The organism is Nostoc sp. DedQUE05 (assembly GCF_034530955.1).
In the GTDB taxonomy this organism is placed as follows: Bacteria; Cyanobacteriota; Cyanobacteriia; order Cyanobacteriales; family Nostocaceae; genus Nostoc.
In genome coordinates, this window is record NZ_JAVRCB010000010.1 from 144830 (window position 1) to 162710 (window position 17881).

Below are 17881 nucleotides of genomic sequence, written 5' to 3' on the forward strand. Positions count from 1 at the left end.
TTTATGCATACTTGTTATTTCTAACGGTACAAGACAAAGAACTAAAAATGGTGCAATTTAAAAGTAGTGTAAATATGGTCAATTATGGACGCTGCCAAACGCCTTGCTACTCTAAATCGCATTCGCAAACTTAGCCGTCTGATGGATACATCAATACGTATCCCTTTAACAGGTTTTCGCATTGGCATAGACCCAATCATTGGTCTAGTTCCAGGTGCTGGTGATTTAATCAGTACAGCGTTTTCAGCTTACATTATATTTTTAGCTACTCAGTTTGGCATCCCGCGTCAAGACTTAGCCAAAATGATTTTTAATGTAGGTTTGGAAACAGTCGTTGGTACTGTGCCTTTAGTGGGTGATTTGTTTGATGCTTTCTATAAGTCCAACATTCGGAATTTGGCAATTTTAGAGCAGCATTTGACAGTAGTTGAACCAGAACTAAAAAAAGTGTCTGATGAACTTTACTCTCAAAAATTCAGCCAAATTTAAGTAGGAAAAGAGCGTACTTTATGGCCATAGGCATCGCCATTGCACATTTACTATGTATTTTCTAGTACATTACTAGCCAGTTGTAGTGAAGCGATGACCGAGCGCTGTGGGTGGTCTGTTGAGTTCTTCTACAGCGTTGGGTCAACAACTGGCGATTTGCGTCTGTTCTGTTGATATCTCATTTAAACGGCAATTCAGAGACAAGTTATGCCAAATTGCCAGAACCTTTGAACGTGGTATCGTCACTTCAACTTTTTCTTGAAGTGGAAAGAATTGATGGGCGAACCTATCGGTTAAATTCAGCCTTGGTGTAATTCAAAATATTGTAGAGTATAGAATTGTCCTAAGTATTGCCCTACGCAACTCCCCCTATGACTACCGCACCCTTAAGCTGGGAAGAACTAGAAACCCTCACGGACTATCAAATAGATACCGTTAATGGTCCCACCAACGCTAGAGCTAGGTTGCGCTTGTTTGGTCAACCGGAATCTGATGTACGGGTAACGCTGTACCGCGATAACCACGCTTGGTGTCCTTACTGTCAAAAAGTTTGGTTATGGCTAGAGGAAAAACAGATCCCCTATCGCATCGAAAAAGTGACAATGTTCTGCTATGGGGAGAAAGAAAGTTGGTACAAACGTAAGGTACCATCAGGAATGCTCCCCGCGATCGAGCTAGATGGACGGATTATTAAGGAAAGCGATGACATTTTGATCGCTTTGGAAAAGGTATTTGCTCCATTGAACCAAGGGATGGAAGACCGCACGGTGCTTCCTTTACGTCAATTAGAACGACTTTTATTTAGAGCTTGGTGCGTTTGGCTGTGTTCTAGAGCAGGTTCGTCTCAACAAGAGCAACGCAACCGAGAACAATTTATCGCAGTGGTGGCTAGGGTAGAGTCGGCTCTGGGTAGCACCCCAAGCCCTTACTTTCTAGATAGCTTCGGCATCGTCGATGTTATTTTTACGCCATATCTCGAACGGATGAATGCGAGCCTTTACTACTACAAAGGCTATTCACTGCGGGAGGAAAACCCTCGTTTGAGCGCATGGTTTGCCGCAATGGAAAGCCGACCGACCTACTGCGGTACCCAGAGTGACTTTCACACCCACGCACATGATTTGCCGCCCCAGATGGGAGGTTGTTGGGAAAACGGCGAAAGCCAGATGCTTCTCAATAAAGCGCGGGTGGATAACGGCCCCTGGTTTGGACTACCAGATGTTACTTATCCAGAGCCGGAAAACTCCCGTATGGAAGCTCTTAAACGAACTATCGATCACCGCATCAATATTATCCGAGTCAACCCCTTAGATGATAAATTGTTCGATCGCGCGCTACGTTGTGCTTTAACACACATGATGACAGGGGAAGACTGCGTACCTCCATCGGGATCTGATGTTGCTCTCCGATATTTGCGCGATCGCATTAATGTACCACGAGATATGTCTATCTACGCAGCCAAGCGATTGAGGGAATCCCTGGAGAAAACCGCAGCCCTTGCGGGTGATGGGCAGCCAGCCCCCATTCCCATTAAGCATCGACGAGATCAAGACCCGTCTAACTTTGCCATCAAGTAGGATTTCAGATATTTATGTCTAACCGAGTGGCAGCAACCATGTAGCGAAAGATGTAGTCTAATAACTCAATATAATTACGAGCAGCTTCAAGAGAACAAGCCCAAACTGTCAAACCATGATCCCGAATTAGTAATGCGGATATTTGCGGTGGAGTGACGGCAAAGCGTTGTTCAATATCACCAGCAATCTGGGCAACTTGAAAATGATTAGCAAAAATTGGCATTATACAACAGGAATTTTCTTGCCAAACTCCCAAACCTTTGAGCATTTCTAGGGGTGGTAAAAGTAAACTATCACCTTCAACCAAACGAGAAACCAAATTGCTCTCAATAGAATGTATATGATAACAAGCAAGTGATTGTGGAAACAGGCGGTAAACTAATTGATGAATAGCTGTTTCAGCTGAAGGTATCATCTGGGTGGCTGATGCTTCTATTTTGCCATCTGGAGCAATCAGAACGAAATCGTTGAGTAATAACTCGCCCTTAGATTTACCACTAGCTGTAATCCAAAAACTACCATCAGCTAATCGAGCCGAGAGGTTGCCGGCAGTTCCTACCATCCAACCTTGTTGGTAAAAATACCGAGCAGTGGCAATTAGTTGCAAACGAGGATCTGGTAATGTTGGGTTTAACTCCATGATTTTGCTAAATAATCCCGGATTTGGAAAAAATCATTCCAAGGAATATAGGGTTTTTGGTGTTCATCTAAATATTCTGCTAAGGGAGAGCGTGCAAAGACAACAGAAGCTTGCAATCCCATATTTAAGTCGGTGATGGAGTCACCAATCGCGATTTTTTCATCGGCTGGGTACCGATCCATAACTTGTACCTTAGCGATCAGTTCCGTATCTCCTTCGTATTCAGAATTTACTTTTAAATAAGCACTGCTAATATCGACATCTACAGCATAAATTTTCTCTATTCTATGCACTATCCTATCCAAAACAACCTCTACCATTCCCCGTAGTCCCCCAGAAATTACTATTAATGAAACTCCCTGAAACTCCAGAAAATCCAACAATTCTATAAACCCAGGACGTATCAATTGAGGTTTAGTAAATTCCAGAATTTCTGGATAACTTGCAGATGGAATTGATTGCAGAATTTCCTTGACTCCCTCTCGCAGTGTCAGCCTTTTTGCATACATTTCAGGCAGTAGTTTTGCAGAAAGTACTGGTGCAAACTTTTTCAGAACCGCGACAAAAGTTTCGTCAACTGTAATAGTGCCATCAAAGTCACAAAAAACAATCCGCTTCATACTAATTCGTAATTCGTAATTCGTAATGTTTGATAATTTGGAATTGAGCGAAGAAAGATAAAAGGCAGAAAATATATTTTTGCCCTCTGCGGAACGGGTTTAAAACCCCTAAATTTATTTATGTCAATTACTTTCTGCCTTCTGCCTTCTCAACTCACTAGGGGTTGGCGGGTGCGAATTTCTCTACTTGTATATTGGGGTATCCAACCTTCTGTGGTGATGAAATAGCGTACTGCTTTCACTCGCTTTGCTGGGGTGAGATAAAACCAATGTTCGGTTCCGGCTGGAATGTTGATATATTCTTCTGGTTGTACTGTCAGTTCTACTTGACTACCATCAGAACGTACAAAGCCAAAAATCGCTTCTCCATCAATGATGTAGCGGACTTCATCATCTGCATGGGTATGAATTTGGTCAAACTTTGCCATTGACTCATCAAGGTTAGGAATCCCTTGATGAAGGACAACCAAATCACGAGATTTATAGCCGGCTGTCTGTTGTAGTTGCTCAAAGTAACTATCTATTGCTTTGAGTACTTGTTCTTTTTCATCTTCGTTGAGACTATCCTGTGCCAACAAATGTTGGAGTTTGGGGTTATCTCCTACCGTCTGACGATTAATTTGAATATTCAGGGGGGCTAATTCTTGAGCAATGTGAATTAAATCGGTGTAGAGAGTTCCATTTTCTAGTTTGAGAACTGCCATTTTTGACCTCCAGTAAAATAGTTAGAATAAGCCTTTTGAGGCATAAGGAACTTCCAACTAAAAAAATATCCTATCGCTGTGTAAGTAAAGCAGAAGGCTTGCTGTGAGTGACCCGTGCCGAGCAGTACTGAGGTAAGCCAACGGGAGCAGGGGAAGAAATGGTATTAGGTAATTTCTATTGTGAGCGCGGTGAAACTTCTGCATTCAACCAATTGACAAAACCCTGATTAACTGCTGTCGGAGACATTTCGGCGATGAAATTAGTATAAGTAATGTGCTCATGAATAAGTTTTTCGATTTCTAAAGCATAACCATCTTGAGTTTTGATAATTAAAACAACTTCTGGTTCTTCAGTAATTTCTCCTTGCCAACTATAAGCACAAGTAATCGGGAACCAATTGACACAAACTGCTAACTTACATTCTAGTAATGCCCGACCAATTTTACGCGCTTCATCTGTATTATTTAAAGTTACATAGTAGATTTTCATAAAAGTTTCCGACTTACAATTAGAGTGAGAAAACACGCCTTAATCCCTCTTGCTGGGCTACTGTTGCTTGCAAATGGGGTAAATGAGTATCTAGAGCTTCCACAGATGCCCACTTCTGTCCAAAAGTAAACTTATTTTATCTCGTTATGCCAGTATATTGACTCTGTTCTATCGATTGAGGCAGCAGTCGTGACTATTGCTTTGAAGTTTTGGGCTTACCTACTAATAGGATCGGTAGGGCTGGATGCCATTTAATACTTCTTGGTTAAGCAGAAAAGGGAAAAGAAAAAACCTTTAACCCAAACCCAGTAACCTTTTCGCAAAATCCGATTCCGAATTAAAAATACTTAACCGAGAAATATTGAGATGCCATTGAGTCGTGTGTGAATCTTTTGGCAGGGGGAGTAATCCAAGACTCAGCTAATAGTACTTCTTTAGTCGCTTTGATAGCAGCTAAAAAACAGTTAAAAGCAGATATTAATCAACTGGTTGTCTACACTTCTACTCAAGCACACTTTTCAATTGAGAAAGCCGCTATTGTAGCGGGAATTAAGCGAGAAAATTTCCATTTAATTAAGGTTGATGCTGATTATAGAATGTGTCCTGAATTACTACAGCAGCAAATTGTTACAGATATTAAATTTGGGTTAATTCCTTTTTATATTGCTGCTACTGTGGGGATATTAACTTATTCGTCTCAAAAAAGTATTTCACGGACGAGTAAGCTTTTTCTACCTTTGTCACTTTGGGGGTTTATCTTTTGATAGCAACATTTTGACTGCGATCGCAAAGCCTTCAAGCTCTTTAAATAGTAATTTTTGTTTGAATATTTATCTAAGATTGTAGACCATAGGCTTTTCTATAACATAGCTTATGGTCTAGGCTCCTAATCTCGTAGATTGCAAAGTTTATGAAAACTTTTACCCATTTACTTTAAAGACTTCTGAGCTTGGATTCGATCGAAAATAGCACCTTCATCAAAAAATTTCTGTTGAATCTTGTTCCATCCTCCTAAATCTTCAGCTTTGAACAGAGTTTTAACTTTAGGAAAATTGCTACCCAATTCTTTTGCAATCGTATTATTCACAGGACGAAATCCTATTTTGGAAAATTCCCGTTGTACCTCTGGGGTATAGAGATATTGAACAAATGCTTCTGCAACTTTCCGAGTCCCGTGTTGCTCGACGTTCTTATCTACCACAGCAATTGGATTATCAATAGATATATTCACATTAGGGACAATATATGAGAATTTTTCGCCTTTTTGTTTTGATAAAATCATTTCATTTTCATAGTTGAGTAAAGCATCCCCTTGACCTTGTTTAAAGAACAATTCGCTGGCATTACGAGCAGTCTTGGGTAGCACAGGTACATTTTTATAAACTTTAGAAGTAAAATCTAATGCTTGCTTCTCATTCTGACCAGTTTTTGTTATGTAACCCCATAAACTTAAGAAGTTCCATCGCGCACCACCAGATGTTTTTGGGTTAGCTGTCAGTACGCTCACTCCTGGTCTTGTCAAATCTGTCCATGTTTTAATATTTTTGGGATTTCCCTCACGAGTAGCGATCGCACCTACGGATTGGGTGACAATTGCATTATTTGGTGCTTCTTTTTCCCAACCCGGTTGAATAAAACCTGTCTGAACCAGTTTGTCAACATCAAGGGCTAGTGACAGATGTATCACATCAGCCTCTAAACCATCAATCACATTTAGGGTTTGAGAACCAGACCCATCATAACTTTCAGTAAACTTCAGATTTTGGTTATGCTCTTTTTTCCATTTTTCTACAAATTGGGGAATAATTTGCTCGTATGCAGCCTTTGTCACTGAGTAAGAAACAAACGTTAGGTTTAGATCGCGCTCTGAAGTGGCGATTCTATTACCAGTGTTATCAACATTAGCTCCAGAGCAAGCACTCATCACTATACTTAAGCTTACTCCCGCCAAAAATAGGGATATAAACCCCCAGTTTCTTATAGCTTGCCAAGCTTTAACAGTACGAGTGTGAACTTGTTTCCTGATATAGTTTAACTTCCAAGTATGCTGCCGCTTGTTTCTCAAAATTTCCCTCCTCTATTAAATTCGGTAAGCCGAGAGATTTACTGTAGTTTAGAGGTATTATAAGATAGTTGCGATTCATTGCATAACCTTTGGTTAACCTCAATTTAAACAAGTTGTATATGTAGAACACCGAAAGCACTTCGCCTGCCGGATCGTTGAGGCTCAAATGGTGTCAAGTTAAGCTCAAACAAGCAACTAGTAGTTCGCGAAGGAAACGCAAGCGGGGTAAAGGGAAAGGGGTAAAGGGGAAAGGGAAAATAACAAACCTTTCCCCCTTTCCCCCACCCCTTATCCCCAGAGGGGGCCCCACCTTCACTTTTTCCCGACTTTTGCCAAGAAGTCTAATGACCATGAAAATTGCAAATCCCTCAAAGCGTCGGCTAGAGAGGGATTTTTGGTTGTTGGGTATTGGGTGTTAGGGATTGGGTTGCTAGTTTAAATTATTTGCTTTCTCAACTGCTTCCTTTAACTTTTCAAAGGTAATACTACCGTCTTTGTCTGCATAATTTACTAGCAATTCCTGGGGACTAGTGGTATTTGTTTCTGATGAAATGATTGCACTTAAGCCAGGACTTAAAAAAAGATCGTTAATGAATACTTTACCATCTCCATCGGTATCTAAGGAATTAAAAAGGGATTGAAGCTCTTGCTCGGTCATGATAAGTTTCTATCTGAACTAGTTTTTCAACTTAATATCTCATTAATCTTTGATTAATATCTCAAAATTAAAAAAACTTGTATCTTTAGACGTAGAAACGGCGATCGCTGGGGCTTAGATCGGTTGTACGCTGTGGGTTACAGGGTTTACAGTCTGACAACGAAAATAAATCGACATGGATGCGCCTTCTTTCTAACGTAGTCAGATATTTCGCTCGACGACTGCCCGAATTCAATATAGGAATTTAGCAAACTTGCTTTTATTAAACACAAAAGCGATCGCTTTGCCAACGCCTGCCGTAGGATGCTCGAAGGGCTGTAGGGCGCGCAACAGTTGAACTGATACAAAGCGTAGACGCTGCATCAGTGAAGAGTCGCAGTCTTCTTCCAAGGGGAGATAGTTAGTAAGGGCGGGTTTCTCGACTTGAGACGACTGTCGTAGGCTCTGCCGACTTGTACTCCTACGCGGTAATAGTTACATTAAAGAAAAAGTTACAAATCACTAATCAACCTCGCCTTACGGAGAAAGAATTGCAGCACGGTTTCTTCACGGGAAATAATATCAACCCTACCCTCCATACCCAATTGAATATGACACTGGTTTTTCCCTTTACCTAAAACCAGAGTTTCCGGTTCAATTGTGACTTCATAAAAAGCTCCGGGCGCAGTAGCTTTTGGGCTAGTAGTCCCATTCATCGATGTATTTGTGCCATTCTTTTGAGGAGAGATCGCATCTGGAGAAATCGTCTGTACTTGACCATTCAGAGTACCATAATCTGGGTAAGGACAAGCGCTGACCCGCATTTGGACTTTTTGACCAATTTTTAACTTACTTTGCTCATCAGATGCCACCGCAGCCTTCAAAACTTGAGGTGCATCAGTAGGGACAATTTGCAATATTTCCTCGCCAGCCCGCACAGTTTGACCTGAGTTTCGTAGATTGAGTTGGGAAATGATACCATCGGCGGTAGCTGCGATCGCAGTTTGAGCTAAATCTATTTCTGCTTGCTTGAGTTCGCTAGTATCATGCTCTAACTGCTTTTCAATTTCAATCCGTTGGTTAACTAGGGTTTGGCGTTCTTTTTCTAATGTTGCTTTGTTGCTTTCCCCTCCGGCTTTTTCTTGAGCGATTCGCTCAGTAGCAACAGTTACTGCTGCATTACTTGGATTTACGGCAACTTGGGCGCGTTGTTTTCTGGCAATCACAGCAGATACCGCTTGTTGTAACCGTTCAATTGTCTGTTTTTGCGCCTCCACTGCTGCAAGTTGTGCCTTTACCGCTTGCTCTTGCTGTCTGGCAGATAATTGTGCTTCTTCCAATTGATCTTGAGATAGCGCCCCTTGGTTAGCTACACTCTCATATCGCTTCTGTTTTGACTGAGCTACACCCAAAGCAGCTTCAGCAGCATGGAGATTTGCTTGTGTTGTTTTTAACTGTGCTTCCCCAGCCAACAATTCTTTCTCAGCAATTTTGACGTTGGCATCAGCTTCTTGGAGTTCGGAAACAGTTGTCAGATTTTTATCTTGATATTCGCGACGGCGACCGCTCAATTCGGCTTGAGCGCCAATAATAATCCGGTTAAGGCGGTCAGTTTCGGCTCGAATCTGGCTATTAAGGGAGCTAATCTGGGCATTAATTTGCACTAGTTGTAACTTAGATTGTTGAATACTAGTTTGCAATTGGCTTTTTTTAGTTTGCAGACGCGAGTCATCAATAGTTGCGATCGCATCTCCTTTTTTGATAAGTTGATTTTCTTTGACATAAATGTGCATAATCTGGCCTTCAGTCGCCGCTTGCACAATTCGCAATTCACCCGCCGGACGCACAACCGCCTGTGCTTGGACTGTAACCTTATACTTACAAATTGCCGCAAGTGGTACAGCTAATCCCAGAACGCAGAGAATAAACATGCCGCCCCATGTTGTCCAACGAGTAATTGGTGGGAGAAATTCGTTTGTTTGAATTGGGGGGAGAAAATTTGTATTGCTAACCACGATCTTTTACAAATGACGAATTACGAATTACGAATTACGAATTATCTTAATTAATAGTGGCAGTCTTGCCGTTATGATGAGCCGGGGAAGATATCAGTGCCAACCCATTATGAGAGGAAAAAATATCATCTAAGAAATCTAAATGTTCGCCAGGTAAAGAGCGCAATTCTTCTGGTGTACCTTGGATTTTTAAGCGTCCTTGTTCTAAAAATACAATTAAATCTGCTCTCTGTATTACCTTGGGACGGTGACTAATTAAAATAGTCGTTTGATTGTGACGATGGGATAAAAGTCTATCTAATACTTGTCTTTCGCTTACTGGGTCGAGTGCGCCCGTGGATTCATCTAAAATTAAGACTGGTGGCTGAGTAACTATGGCTCTGGCTATGGCTAATCTTTGGCGTTGTCCACCAGAAAGATTTGCCCCAAATTCTCCTAAAACAGTTTGATATTTATCAGGGAGTTTGCTAATAAATTCATCTGCACCTGCAATTTGACAAGCTTTAACAATTTCTTCAAAACTAATATGAGGATAGCTAAACTGGAAGTTATCAATAATCGAACGACTCCAAAAGTGGGGTTCTTGAGGAACTAATACTACTTGTTGACGCAAACATTCTAAGGATAAATCTTGCTGATTATAAAAACCATAACGAATATTCCCAGACTCGACTTTATATAAGCCTGTGAGCAATTTTGCCAGGGTACTTTTACCACAGCCAGATTTGCCAATTAAAGCAATAACTTTACCGCCAGGAATAGTTAAGGAAAAATCTTGTAGAAGGTCAACTCTACCTGCGTGATGAAAGTTCAGTTCAGTGCAAGTTATATCTGCATCGCCAGGAATTTGTGCCCAAGGCTTTTTAAAATCATTTTCGGATTCTGGAGTAGCGTCAATCACTTCTGTCATCCGTTGCAGGACTATCTGGGCTGTGATAAACTCATCTACTAAGCCGATGGCAGCACCTAAGAACCCAAGAAAGTTGCCACTCATGCCGTTATATGCCATTAATTGACCGATTGTTAAGGTGCGATTAATGACTAAATAGCTACCCATCCAAAGGATGCCAATACTGATGAAGGTAGAAAGAATACCAGTAACTGTACTGCTATACAGTCCCAGTTTCATCATACTCCAGCCCAAGTTGGCGAGGCGACCATAATTCCCTTGATATTCTGACCAAGCTTGGGGAGTGGCTTGGGTAGTTTTTAATACTTGGATGCCGCGAAATGTTTCTACCAAAAAGCCTTGGTTTTCTGTACCAGAAATAATTAGATTCCGGGTTTTCTGGCGCATCGCGGGTAAGAAAAGCAGGTTAACACCCGTGACAACTATAAATGCAACTATGGAAGCTAAAGTTAGTTCCCAACTGTAAAAGAGCATAAAACCCAAGGAAATTACAGCAATAAAGAATTGACTGGGTAATCCGAGGACAATTTGGGAAACTAAGTTATTGATGGCTTTGACATCGGCAATACGGCTGACAACTTCTCCACTGCGTCGTCCTTCAAAGTAGGATAGGGGTAAATGTAAGAGTTTGCGTCCGTATTCTAGAATTAATCCTAATTGCAATCTTTGACCGAAGTGACCGATAAGGTGAGATTGGACTAAGCTAATGGCGCTTCTAATTAAGTTCATGGCAATAACGCCAATGGCGACGGTGGTTAGTAGTTGGGTATCACCTCGTACTAAAACATCATCGGTGAGGAGTTGCATCATAAAAGGAGATGCCAAAGAAAGTAGTCCAATAGCGATGTTAATAGCGATCGCTTGAGCGAGAATAGAACGATAAGGCCAAACCCGTTGCAGATATCTTCCCAGTCCGCCAATTTTATCTGATTCTTGTTGATAAAAACGACTGTCGTCTGGAGTCAGCAGCAGCATTACGCCATTACCCCAACCCGCCATTAACTCTTGACGGGTAAGATGACGAATACCAACCCCAGGGTCAGCGATGACGTATTTTTTGCCTTTTTGCCCGTATAATACGACCCAGTGGTAGCCTTTCCAGTGGATAATTGCTGGTAAGGGAGCTTGATGTAATTGGTCGATTAGTTGGGGACTAGCTTTAACTTGACGGGCGTTGAATCCTAGTACTTCTGCACCCCGCTTCAATCCTAGCAAGGATGTTCCTCTACAACCAGTGCCTACGGCTTCTCGAACGCGGTTGAGGGTAAATGTGCGTCCGTAGTGTTTGGCAATCGTGGCAAGACTTGCTGCACCGCAGTCTTCTTCGCTGTGTTGAAGGACTATTTGGTATTTCATTGTCAAGACGAATGGTAATGGAAAAAGAGAAGTCGGGGTTTTCTCCCCGACTAGAGATGATATTTAGTTTGTCTAACCTAAATATCTAAGTACTAAGCTATTTCTGGAAAGTTCTACCAATTTGAAAAATGATTGCAATATATGGATTGCCCAAAAGCTTAGTCACTAACTCTTTTACAATCCAAAATCAAAAATCTAAAATCCAAAATGGTACTACTCAGGTCGGTTTGTAATCTCTTCAACTGACTGAGTAAGATACTCTGTATCTAGAACCGCCCCCACTTATAGTAGTTCTTTGTATGCCGTTTGTTGGGCCGGAGACGGAAAAACCGCCTAGAGCGTCGTCAGAGTCTGGCCAATCACTATCGAAAAAGCTGATTTCTGCATTTTCAAAAAAGTTAAATTCCCAACCTAGATTTTTACCATCTCCTGCACTCATGCCACCTACATCGAGTCTACTGGTTATCTCGTCAACAGTGACGTTAGCATAAACATCGTCCTGGCTAAAAGTATCTGCACCATCTTTCAGGCAAACTATACTACTTACATAGAGGTTATATCCTCCTTCGATGATAGCCGCTTCTTCTGGTGTTAGGTTAGTGAAAAGTTGTTCTTGAGCAACAACAGAAGCGTTAGTAGAAATGATTTTTGACATGATTTTTATCCTTGATTTTAGTTTGCTAAATACACTTAAGAATTGCAGATTAGGCTACCTTGTTAATTAGATCGTACAAAGATAATTAAGTAGCTTTTAAAAAGTTGCATATTTGTGGGATGAATTTGCGGCTGTAACCATCGAAATTTTGTTCTGTATTTGACGAACTTATCCAATGATTGCGCTAGTCTCCAAAGAAAGCATCTTTCTAAATGAACTTCTCTGCATATCACTTTTTACGATGAATTTTAGTCTTTATGCACTGCGATCGGAAAAATTTTGAAAAAGCTGTAAAATACTTATGCGTAAAAAATCGGGGCACTTGCCCCGACGTTATATTGTATTCAGCTATTTAGCCCAGATTTTTGAGTAGTTAGCTCTTTGATCTGAATCGAGATAGGATAATCTAACCTCGAAAATTCAAATCAGTAAATCAACTTGAGAATTGCAGATTAGTCTACCCGATAGAGTTCGATATCATATGGATTGCCAGGAGTATTTAGGTTGTCTTGAAACTCATACACTCCTCCATCGGCCAAATTGTATTTTTTGTATAGCTCGTAGCCACTTCGACCGTCAGAGTCAAATTCAATGATTCCTCCACTGTAAGCAGTCCATATACGATCGGAGCCAGGTGATGGATCGCCTGTTGTTGTACCATCAACAGTGTAGGGAATATTGTATCCCGTTTTGTTTTTAACTTCAAAAACTTCGTAACCGCCACTAATTGTTTCAGCAGCTTGTTCGTCAAGTTCTTCAATTAAACCAAAAGATTCTAGGCAGCTTTGATTAGTTAACATGGTTTTTCCCTCTTTGTTAATTAGGTGATGCAGAGATAATTAGGTAACTTTTAAGAAGTTGCATATTTGTGGAATAAATTTGCGCTTGTAACCATCGAAATTTTGTTCTGTATTTAACGAACTTATTCAATGATTCCGCTAGTCCCCAAAGAAAGCATCTTTTTAAATGAATTTCTCTGCATATCACTCTCTACGATGGCTTTTAGTTTTTATGCACTTGGATAAAAAATTGTTTGAAAAATCTGTAAAGTCCTTACGCAGCAAGCAATTAGCTTTTGTACCTCTGGCTGTATAATTGAAATCAGCTATGGTTCTTGAAAATTTTAATTGTGAATTGGTATGATTCACATCCAGGTTTTTTCTTCCGGTGACAGTTGATTTACTTGCTGTTTAAACCAAGTTTCAAAATTTTCTTGCAGTAATCGCTGGCGCATAAAGTTGTCCAACTGGGCAGTTATAAACTTTTCCACACGTAAAATGATCCATGATTCTCCAAAGGGTATGGGTGGTTGAACTATACCCACTTGCCTTGTGCAAAGTAACTGAGCAAAATTGGGAGTAATAGTACCAAGTTCTACTGGGCCGACGATGCCGCCTGTATCAGCTTCTGTCCCTTGAGAATATTCACGCGCTAGTTCAGCAAATGACTGTTCCCCTTCTGTAATTCGGAAAAATAGTTCGTTGGCAGTTTCTCTATTTTCAGTCCGAATTAAAGAATAAATGACTTTATCAAAATGTTTTTTGTATTTGATAAAGTAAGATTCTAGTTGATGTCCCCAAGTTATTTGCTTGAACTTTTCAACTCTGAGCTTTCGGGTTGCGAAAAGTTCTAATTGCTCTTGAGTCAGACAATAACGCGAACACCAATCTTGGATTTTTTGCTCGCTTGTTAAATCCCAATGCTGATAAAATTGCTCTAGAGCATGAGATGTTTCTGCTTGTGTGCAGGTGATTGGTGCGATCGCAGATTCGATAATGCTCTGAGATAACAATTGCCCAATCAGATTGTAACTAGCCAAAAATGGAATAATTTCTTTAGGTAAGACCGAGATGCAGCTATGCCCGTCGTAGACATCGCTTATTTGTTGTAAAGCTTTATTCATATTTCAAGACTATTTTGTTGAAATATTTGATAAGTGCAGCGATCGTTTTTGGAATAAAGCGGCAAAGTTCAAGTATGATTCTCTGCCGCAAGACTATTTACGTACACTTGAGAGCATTACCTTACAATGCTTTCAATTACCGCTTATCACTTCTAATGCCTAAACTTAAGCATCGGTGGTGGTAAATTGGTCAAAAGTTAAGGTGTAAGCAGTCTGTATACTACTAAATTGATTGACCTGCAAGAAGTAATTACCAGAAAGATTAGTGTTGGAAATTACTTCCGATGTAATACCACCACTAGTAGAACGTGCAACTTCCTCACCTGCATCAACAATACGATTGTTGTTATAGTCCGCAATCAGTCGGATGTCAGCATCACTTTGGAGTCCGCTCAGTGTAATGTCAACACCCTCAAATAATCCCAGAGAGAATTCGTAAGTATCTGTGGTGTTGGTATTACTTATTGTCCCAAAGCGGGTAACATCACCTGACAAGTCACCAAGTGCAAACTCTCTAGGCAAAAGATTGCTGAAACCACTTAGCGAACTATTAGGTGTAGTTGCAGACAAGGCTAAATTGTAGCTTACATCGCCTGATGAAGTGCTAAAGCGACTCACTTCGGCAAAATAAGTACCTGCGTCTGCTCGACGATTAAGGAAGTCATCTTGGTTGCTTCCCCTACTGGAAAAATCAACTAGTTGGTCGCCTGTATCAAAGAAACCGTTACCGTTATCTTGATAAAGGCGCAAATCGGCATCATCACCAGCACTGATATTTGTCAGAGACAAATTGATGTTTTGGGTGGTGTCAATTCTGAACTCAAAGACATCAGTGGAATCTAAAACATTTAAATTAAAGTCATTGCGGGTAACAGGGGTAGCAGGTAGAACACCGATATCATCGTAGACAGTCATTTTTGACTCCTTTTGTTGTTGATGTTGGTTAATTAGGTGATGCAGAGATAATTAGGTAACTTTTAATAAGTTGCATATTTGTGGGATAAATTTGCGGCTGTAATCATCGAAATTTTGTTCTGTATTTGACGAAGTTATTCAATGATTCCGCTAGTCCCCAAAGAAAGCATCTTTTTAAATGAACTTCTCTGCATATCACTCTCTACGATGACTTTTAGTTTTTATGCAGTTGGATGAAAATTTTTTGAAAAATCTGTAAAGTCCTTATGCAGCAAGGAATTAGCTTTTGCACCTATGGCTGTATAATTGAAATCAGCTATGTTTCAAACAACGGCAAGTATTCCATGCAACCCCGACAGGGCATTATTGAAATCTTTTCTACGTTTGTGCAATTCGATGTAGACCAATTTAGTGGTTGGGCAACAGATGCCAAACTGCGACGTAGTATGAAAGTTTGCCTGGAATCGTCAACTGAGAAATCAGATACCTTTTGGGCACTTTACTGGTATAAAGCTTGGCAGACTCAATCTAGTGCTGTGGCACTTGCACATATTTCTGCTTATTTACAAGAGGTGTGCTATTGGACTGCCAGAAAATTCGCCCTCAACTTTCCCACGCAGTCGTCTGTAGCAGACTGTTTTCAGATGGCGATCGCTAATACTAACAAAATACTCAAAAATTTCAATCCTCAATACAGTTCGCATTTAAAAGCCTATGCACAATTAACTTTTGAATCGATTATCAAAGATGCAGTGCGCTTACAGCGGGAAGCAGACATTTGCTCAGACTGGGCATTATTGCACAAACTCAGCCGCAAACGACTAGTGCATTCATTACAAAATGCCGGATTTAACAAAGAAAGCATCGAAAGTCATGTTTTAGCCTGGGAATGCTTTAAGGAACTCTACACAGGTGATAATACAAAAATTCGTCAGCTGACCAAACCAGATGCTCAGACTTGGGAGGCTATTAGCAATCTTTATAATGCAGAACGTTTGGGCCGATTGAGTTCGCCCACTGCCGCAGTCAATCAGCAAACCATAGAAACCTGGGTATTATCTGCTGCTAAAGCTGCCCGTACTTTCCTCTATCCTAAGTTGGTTTCCACAGACGCTCCCCTCAAAGAAGATGAGGGTAATTTATTAGATATACTGCCTGTAGATTTGCAAACATCTTTACTAACGGAAATTATTGAGCAGGAAGAAAGTGCGAATATGCGATCGCAGCAAACTCAGTTAAACCAAGTTTTGCACCAAGCGATCGCTGGACTCGATGCTGAGTCTCAAAAAGTACTACAAGCTTACTACGTTCAACAACTGACTCAACAAGAAATTGCTGCACAGCTAGAAATTAAGCAATATACTGTTTCCCGTCGCCTGAGCAGCATTAAAAAGTCATTGCTCCTGACTCTCACACAATGGAGTCAAAACACCTTGCATATTTCCCCTAAATCCGACGTAGTAGATGCCATAAACACAAGTTTAGAGGAATGGCTCAAAGTCCAATATAGCCATACCCAAATTCAATCAGTAGACAAGAAATAATTTTGTCTCTTCCCTCTCCCTAATATGGTCTTTATATGGAGCCATTCTAAAATTATTTATGTTGAACCCACCTCACCCATTCACTATTAACTCACAGCATTTATACTTGGAAATTACTCAATTTCCAGAAGTGCAAGAACAACCATACTCAACAGCTGGTGCTTGTCAACGTGGGTGGATAAATCAAAAATGCTTGCAAGCATTTTTGCCTTGGTTCCAGGAGGAAATTGCTTCCACCGCCAGAGTTTATCCTAACAGTGCGGCATTGCCGAGTTTTTGGGAAGTAGTCAATGGCACAGCTATTAGTTTCGATCGCGATCGCCTGGTATTAATTCCCACCCTGGCAATGGATGACGATGAGTTGCGCGTACCGCAAGAATGGGTAGATATACCTGAGTGGATTGCTGATTATTACATAGCAGTACAAGTTAATCCCGATGATGGCTGGATAAAGATTTTTGGCTATACAACCCATCAAATTCTGAAAACAAAAGGAGTTTACGATGCTGGCGATCGCACTTACAGCTTGGAAAAAGAAGATTTAATTCCAGATATTAATGTGCTGTGGGTTACACGCCAACTCGATCGCTTAGAAGCCTTACGTGCTGAGATTGCACCAATAGATCCTATTGGCAAAACCCAGGCAGAAAACCTTTTAGAAAGGTTGGGCGATCGCGATGTAAAATTCCCGCGTTTGGCAGTTCCATTTTCACTCTGGGGTGCGCTCTTGGCACATAGCGGTTGGCGAAAAAAGTTGTATGAATTGCGTCAGGGTTTACTCATACAGCGATCGATTCCGCAATGGTTGCAGACAGGAGTAGCCAATTTAGCTCAACAGTGGGGATGGGAAAAAAGAGAATTCGTTGTAGTACCTGCCGGAATGCGGAGTGCAGAACCAGTTCTCGGTTTGTCTCGGCAAATAAAAGTTGCAGAGCAAACATACGAGTTACGCATTTTCCCAAAAAGCACTTCTGAGGATTATGTTTGGCGTTTTGAATTGCGAAGTACAACTGTTGATGGTCAAATTCCGGCTGGGTTTAAGCTCCGACTACTAACGGAAGATTTACAAACTTTTGAAAATAATCAAGATACAGCAACAACTCCTGTAGATATGTTGTATTTGGAAGTAATTTTGGAACTAGGAGAAGGATTGGTTTGGGAAATAGAACCCACACCTGAAGACTATGACCGAGAGATTTTGCGGTTTTAAGTTTTACCTTCAAAAATCTTCACGGTTAGCTTCTATTATTTACTCTTAAACTGAATTTTACTACACACAACAACCTAGTTAGCAACCAAGATATATATAGCAGGGTGTAAGGGCACGGCAGTGCCCATAGGTGTCAATTTAACGTGAAACC

Annotated in this window: 17 protein-coding genes; 5 read left to right on the forward strand and 12 right to left on the reverse strand. The window is 40.8% G+C overall.

The window, feature by feature from the left end:
* Positions 1 to 84 precede the first annotated feature (84 nt).
* Together RMZ42_RS09705 and RMZ42_RS09710 are read left to right on the forward strand one after the other, a co-directional pair.
* Entirely contained in the window at positions 85 to 489 is a 405-nt protein-coding gene (locus RMZ42_RS09705; protein WP_289799845.1) for a DUF4112 domain-containing protein, read from the forward strand.
* Between the two features lie 371 nt (positions 490 to 860).
* Positions 861 to 2066: a glutathione S-transferase family protein gene (locus RMZ42_RS09710; protein ID WP_322671220.1), complete on the forward strand. Its 1206-nt coding sequence runs from the start codon at positions 861 to 863 to the stop codon at positions 2064 to 2066.
* A gap of 4 nt (positions 2067 to 2070) precedes the next feature.
* Here the strand turns inward: RMZ42_RS09710 and mtnB are convergent, their stop codons facing one another.
* From mtnB to cutA, 4 genes are all read right to left on the reverse strand, one after another.
* The gene (gene mtnB / locus RMZ42_RS09715; protein ID WP_322671221.1) at positions 2071 to 2706 is read right to left on the reverse strand and encodes a methylthioribulose 1-phosphate dehydratase; all 636 of its coding nucleotides are present in this window, start codon (positions 2704 to 2706) and stop codon (positions 2071 to 2073) included.
* The gene (locus tag RMZ42_RS09720) at positions 2697 to 3326 is read right to left on the reverse strand and encodes an HAD-IB family phosphatase (RefSeq protein ID WP_322671222.1); all 630 of its coding nucleotides are present in this window, start codon (positions 3324 to 3326) and stop codon (positions 2697 to 2699) included. Before RMZ42_RS09720 ends, mtnB begins: the two co-directional genes overlap by 10 nt.
* A 149-nt stretch (positions 3327 to 3475) precedes the next feature.
* Positions 3476 to 4030, reverse strand: a complete 555-nt coding sequence (locus tag RMZ42_RS09725; RefSeq protein WP_322671223.1) for an acireductone dioxygenase — start codon at positions 4028 to 4030, stop codon at positions 3476 to 3478.
* A gap of 175 nt (positions 4031 to 4205) precedes the next feature.
* The gene (gene cutA / locus RMZ42_RS09730; RefSeq protein WP_322671224.1) at positions 4206 to 4520 is read right to left on the reverse strand and encodes a divalent-cation tolerance protein CutA; all 315 of its coding nucleotides are present in this window, start codon (positions 4518 to 4520) and stop codon (positions 4206 to 4208) included.
* Positions 4521 to 4903: 383 nt separating this feature from the next.
* Between cutA and RMZ42_RS09735 the strand changes: the two genes are divergently transcribed.
* Positions 4904 to 5284, forward strand: coding sequence for a pyridoxal-dependent decarboxylase (locus tag RMZ42_RS09735; RefSeq protein ID WP_322671225.1), 381 nt, complete (start codon positions 4904 to 4906; stop codon positions 5282 to 5284).
* A gap of 164 nt (positions 5285 to 5448) precedes the next feature.
* Here the strand turns inward: RMZ42_RS09735 and RMZ42_RS09740 are convergent, their stop codons facing one another.
* From RMZ42_RS09740 to RMZ42_RS09775, 8 genes are all read right to left on the reverse strand, one after another.
* A complete protein-coding gene (locus tag RMZ42_RS09740; RefSeq protein WP_322671253.1) occupies positions 5449 to 6546 on the reverse strand; it encodes a sulfate ABC transporter substrate-binding protein in 1098 nt (365 codons plus the stop codon).
* 469 nt (positions 6547 to 7015) lie between these two features.
* Positions 7016 to 7246 carry an EF-hand domain-containing protein gene (locus tag RMZ42_RS09745; RefSeq protein WP_322671254.1) on the reverse strand — a complete coding sequence of 77 codons (231 nt, stop codon included), beginning with the start codon at positions 7244 to 7246 and terminating at the stop codon, positions 7016 to 7018.
* Positions 7247 to 7734: 488 nt separating this feature from the next.
* A complete protein-coding gene (locus RMZ42_RS09750; RefSeq protein WP_322671226.1) occupies positions 7735 to 9237 on the reverse strand; it encodes an HlyD family efflux transporter periplasmic adaptor subunit in 1503 nt (500 codons plus the stop codon).
* Positions 9238 to 9283: 46 nt separating this feature from the next.
* Positions 9284 to 11503, reverse strand: a complete 2220-nt coding sequence (locus RMZ42_RS09755) for a peptidase domain-containing ABC transporter (protein WP_322671227.1) — start codon at positions 11501 to 11503, stop codon at positions 9284 to 9286.
* 238 nt (positions 11504 to 11741) lie between these two features.
* Positions 11742 to 12158 carry a hypothetical protein gene (locus RMZ42_RS09760; RefSeq protein WP_322671228.1) on the reverse strand — a complete coding sequence of 139 codons (417 nt, stop codon included), beginning with the start codon at positions 12156 to 12158 and terminating at the stop codon, positions 11742 to 11744.
* 452 nt (positions 12159 to 12610) lie between these two features.
* Positions 12611 to 12958 (reverse strand): hypothetical protein, encoded by a 348-nt coding sequence (locus RMZ42_RS09765; protein ID WP_322671229.1) that lies wholly within the window; start codon positions 12956 to 12958, stop codon positions 12611 to 12613.
* A 344-nt stretch (positions 12959 to 13302) separates the two neighbouring features.
* Entirely contained in the window at positions 13303 to 14061 is a 759-nt protein-coding gene (locus tag RMZ42_RS09770; RefSeq protein ID WP_322671230.1) for a peptidylprolyl isomerase, read from the reverse strand.
* A 165-nt stretch (positions 14062 to 14226) separates the two neighbouring features.
* Positions 14227 to 14976 carry a pre-peptidase C-terminal domain-containing protein gene (locus tag RMZ42_RS09775; protein WP_322671231.1) on the reverse strand — a complete coding sequence of 250 codons (750 nt, stop codon included), beginning with the start codon at positions 14974 to 14976 and terminating at the stop codon, positions 14227 to 14229.
* A gap of 344 nt (positions 14977 to 15320) precedes the next feature.
* Between RMZ42_RS09775 and RMZ42_RS09780 the strand changes: the two genes are divergently transcribed.
* Together RMZ42_RS09780 and RMZ42_RS09785 are read left to right on the forward strand one after the other, a co-directional pair.
* Positions 15321 to 16520, forward strand: a complete 1200-nt coding sequence (locus RMZ42_RS09780; protein ID WP_322671232.1) for a sigma-70 family RNA polymerase sigma factor — start codon at positions 15321 to 15323, stop codon at positions 16518 to 16520.
* 58 nt (positions 16521 to 16578) lie between these two features.
* On the forward strand, positions 16579 to 17730 hold the full coding sequence (locus tag RMZ42_RS09785) for a DUF1822 family protein (protein ID WP_322671233.1): 1152 nt from the start codon (positions 16579 to 16581) through the stop codon (positions 17728 to 17730).
* The last annotated feature ends 151 nt before the right edge of the window (positions 17731 to 17881 follow it).

Coding starts and splice junctions, on each gene's coding strand:
- mtnB (WP_322671221.1), bottom strand. CDS start 2,706: ATGGAGTTAAACCCAACATTACCAGATCCTCGTTTGCAACTAATTGCC.
- RMZ42_RS09725 (WP_322671223.1), bottom strand. CDS start 4,030: ATGGCAGTTCTCAAACTAGAAAATGGAACTCTCTACACCGATTTAATT.
- RMZ42_RS09785 (WP_322671233.1), top strand. CDS start 16,579: ATGTTGAACCCACCTCACCCATTCACTATTAACTCACAGCATTTATAC.
- RMZ42_RS09780 (WP_322671232.1), top strand. CDS start 15,321: ATGCAACCCCGACAGGGCATTATTGAAATCTTTTCTACGTTTGTGCAA.
- RMZ42_RS09710 (WP_322671220.1), top strand. CDS start 861: ATGACTACCGCACCCTTAAGCTGGGAAGAACTAGAAACCCTCACGGAC.
- RMZ42_RS09775 (WP_322671231.1), bottom strand. CDS start 14,976: ATGACTGTCTACGATGATATCGGTGTTCTACCTGCTACCCCTGTTACC.
- cutA (WP_322671224.1), bottom strand. CDS start 4,520: ATGAAAATCTACTATGTAACTTTAAATAATACAGATGAAGCGCGTAAA.
- RMZ42_RS09720 (WP_322671222.1), bottom strand. CDS start 3,326: ATGAAGCGGATTGTTTTTTGTGACTTTGATGGCACTATTACAGTTGAC.
- RMZ42_RS09760 (WP_322671228.1), bottom strand. CDS start 12,158: ATGTCAAAAATCATTTCTACTAACGCTTCTGTTGTTGCTCAAGAACAA.
- RMZ42_RS09755 (WP_322671227.1), bottom strand. CDS start 11,503: ATGAAATACCAAATAGTCCTTCAACACAGCGAAGAAGACTGCGGTGCA.
- RMZ42_RS09770 (WP_322671230.1), bottom strand. CDS start 14,061: ATGAATAAAGCTTTACAACAAATAAGCGATGTCTACGACGGGCATAGC.
- RMZ42_RS09705 (WP_289799845.1), top strand. CDS start 85: ATGGACGCTGCCAAACGCCTTGCTACTCTAAATCGCATTCGCAAACTT.
- RMZ42_RS09765 (WP_322671229.1), bottom strand. CDS start 12,958: ATGTTAACTAATCAAAGCTGCCTAGAATCTTTTGGTTTAATTGAAGAA.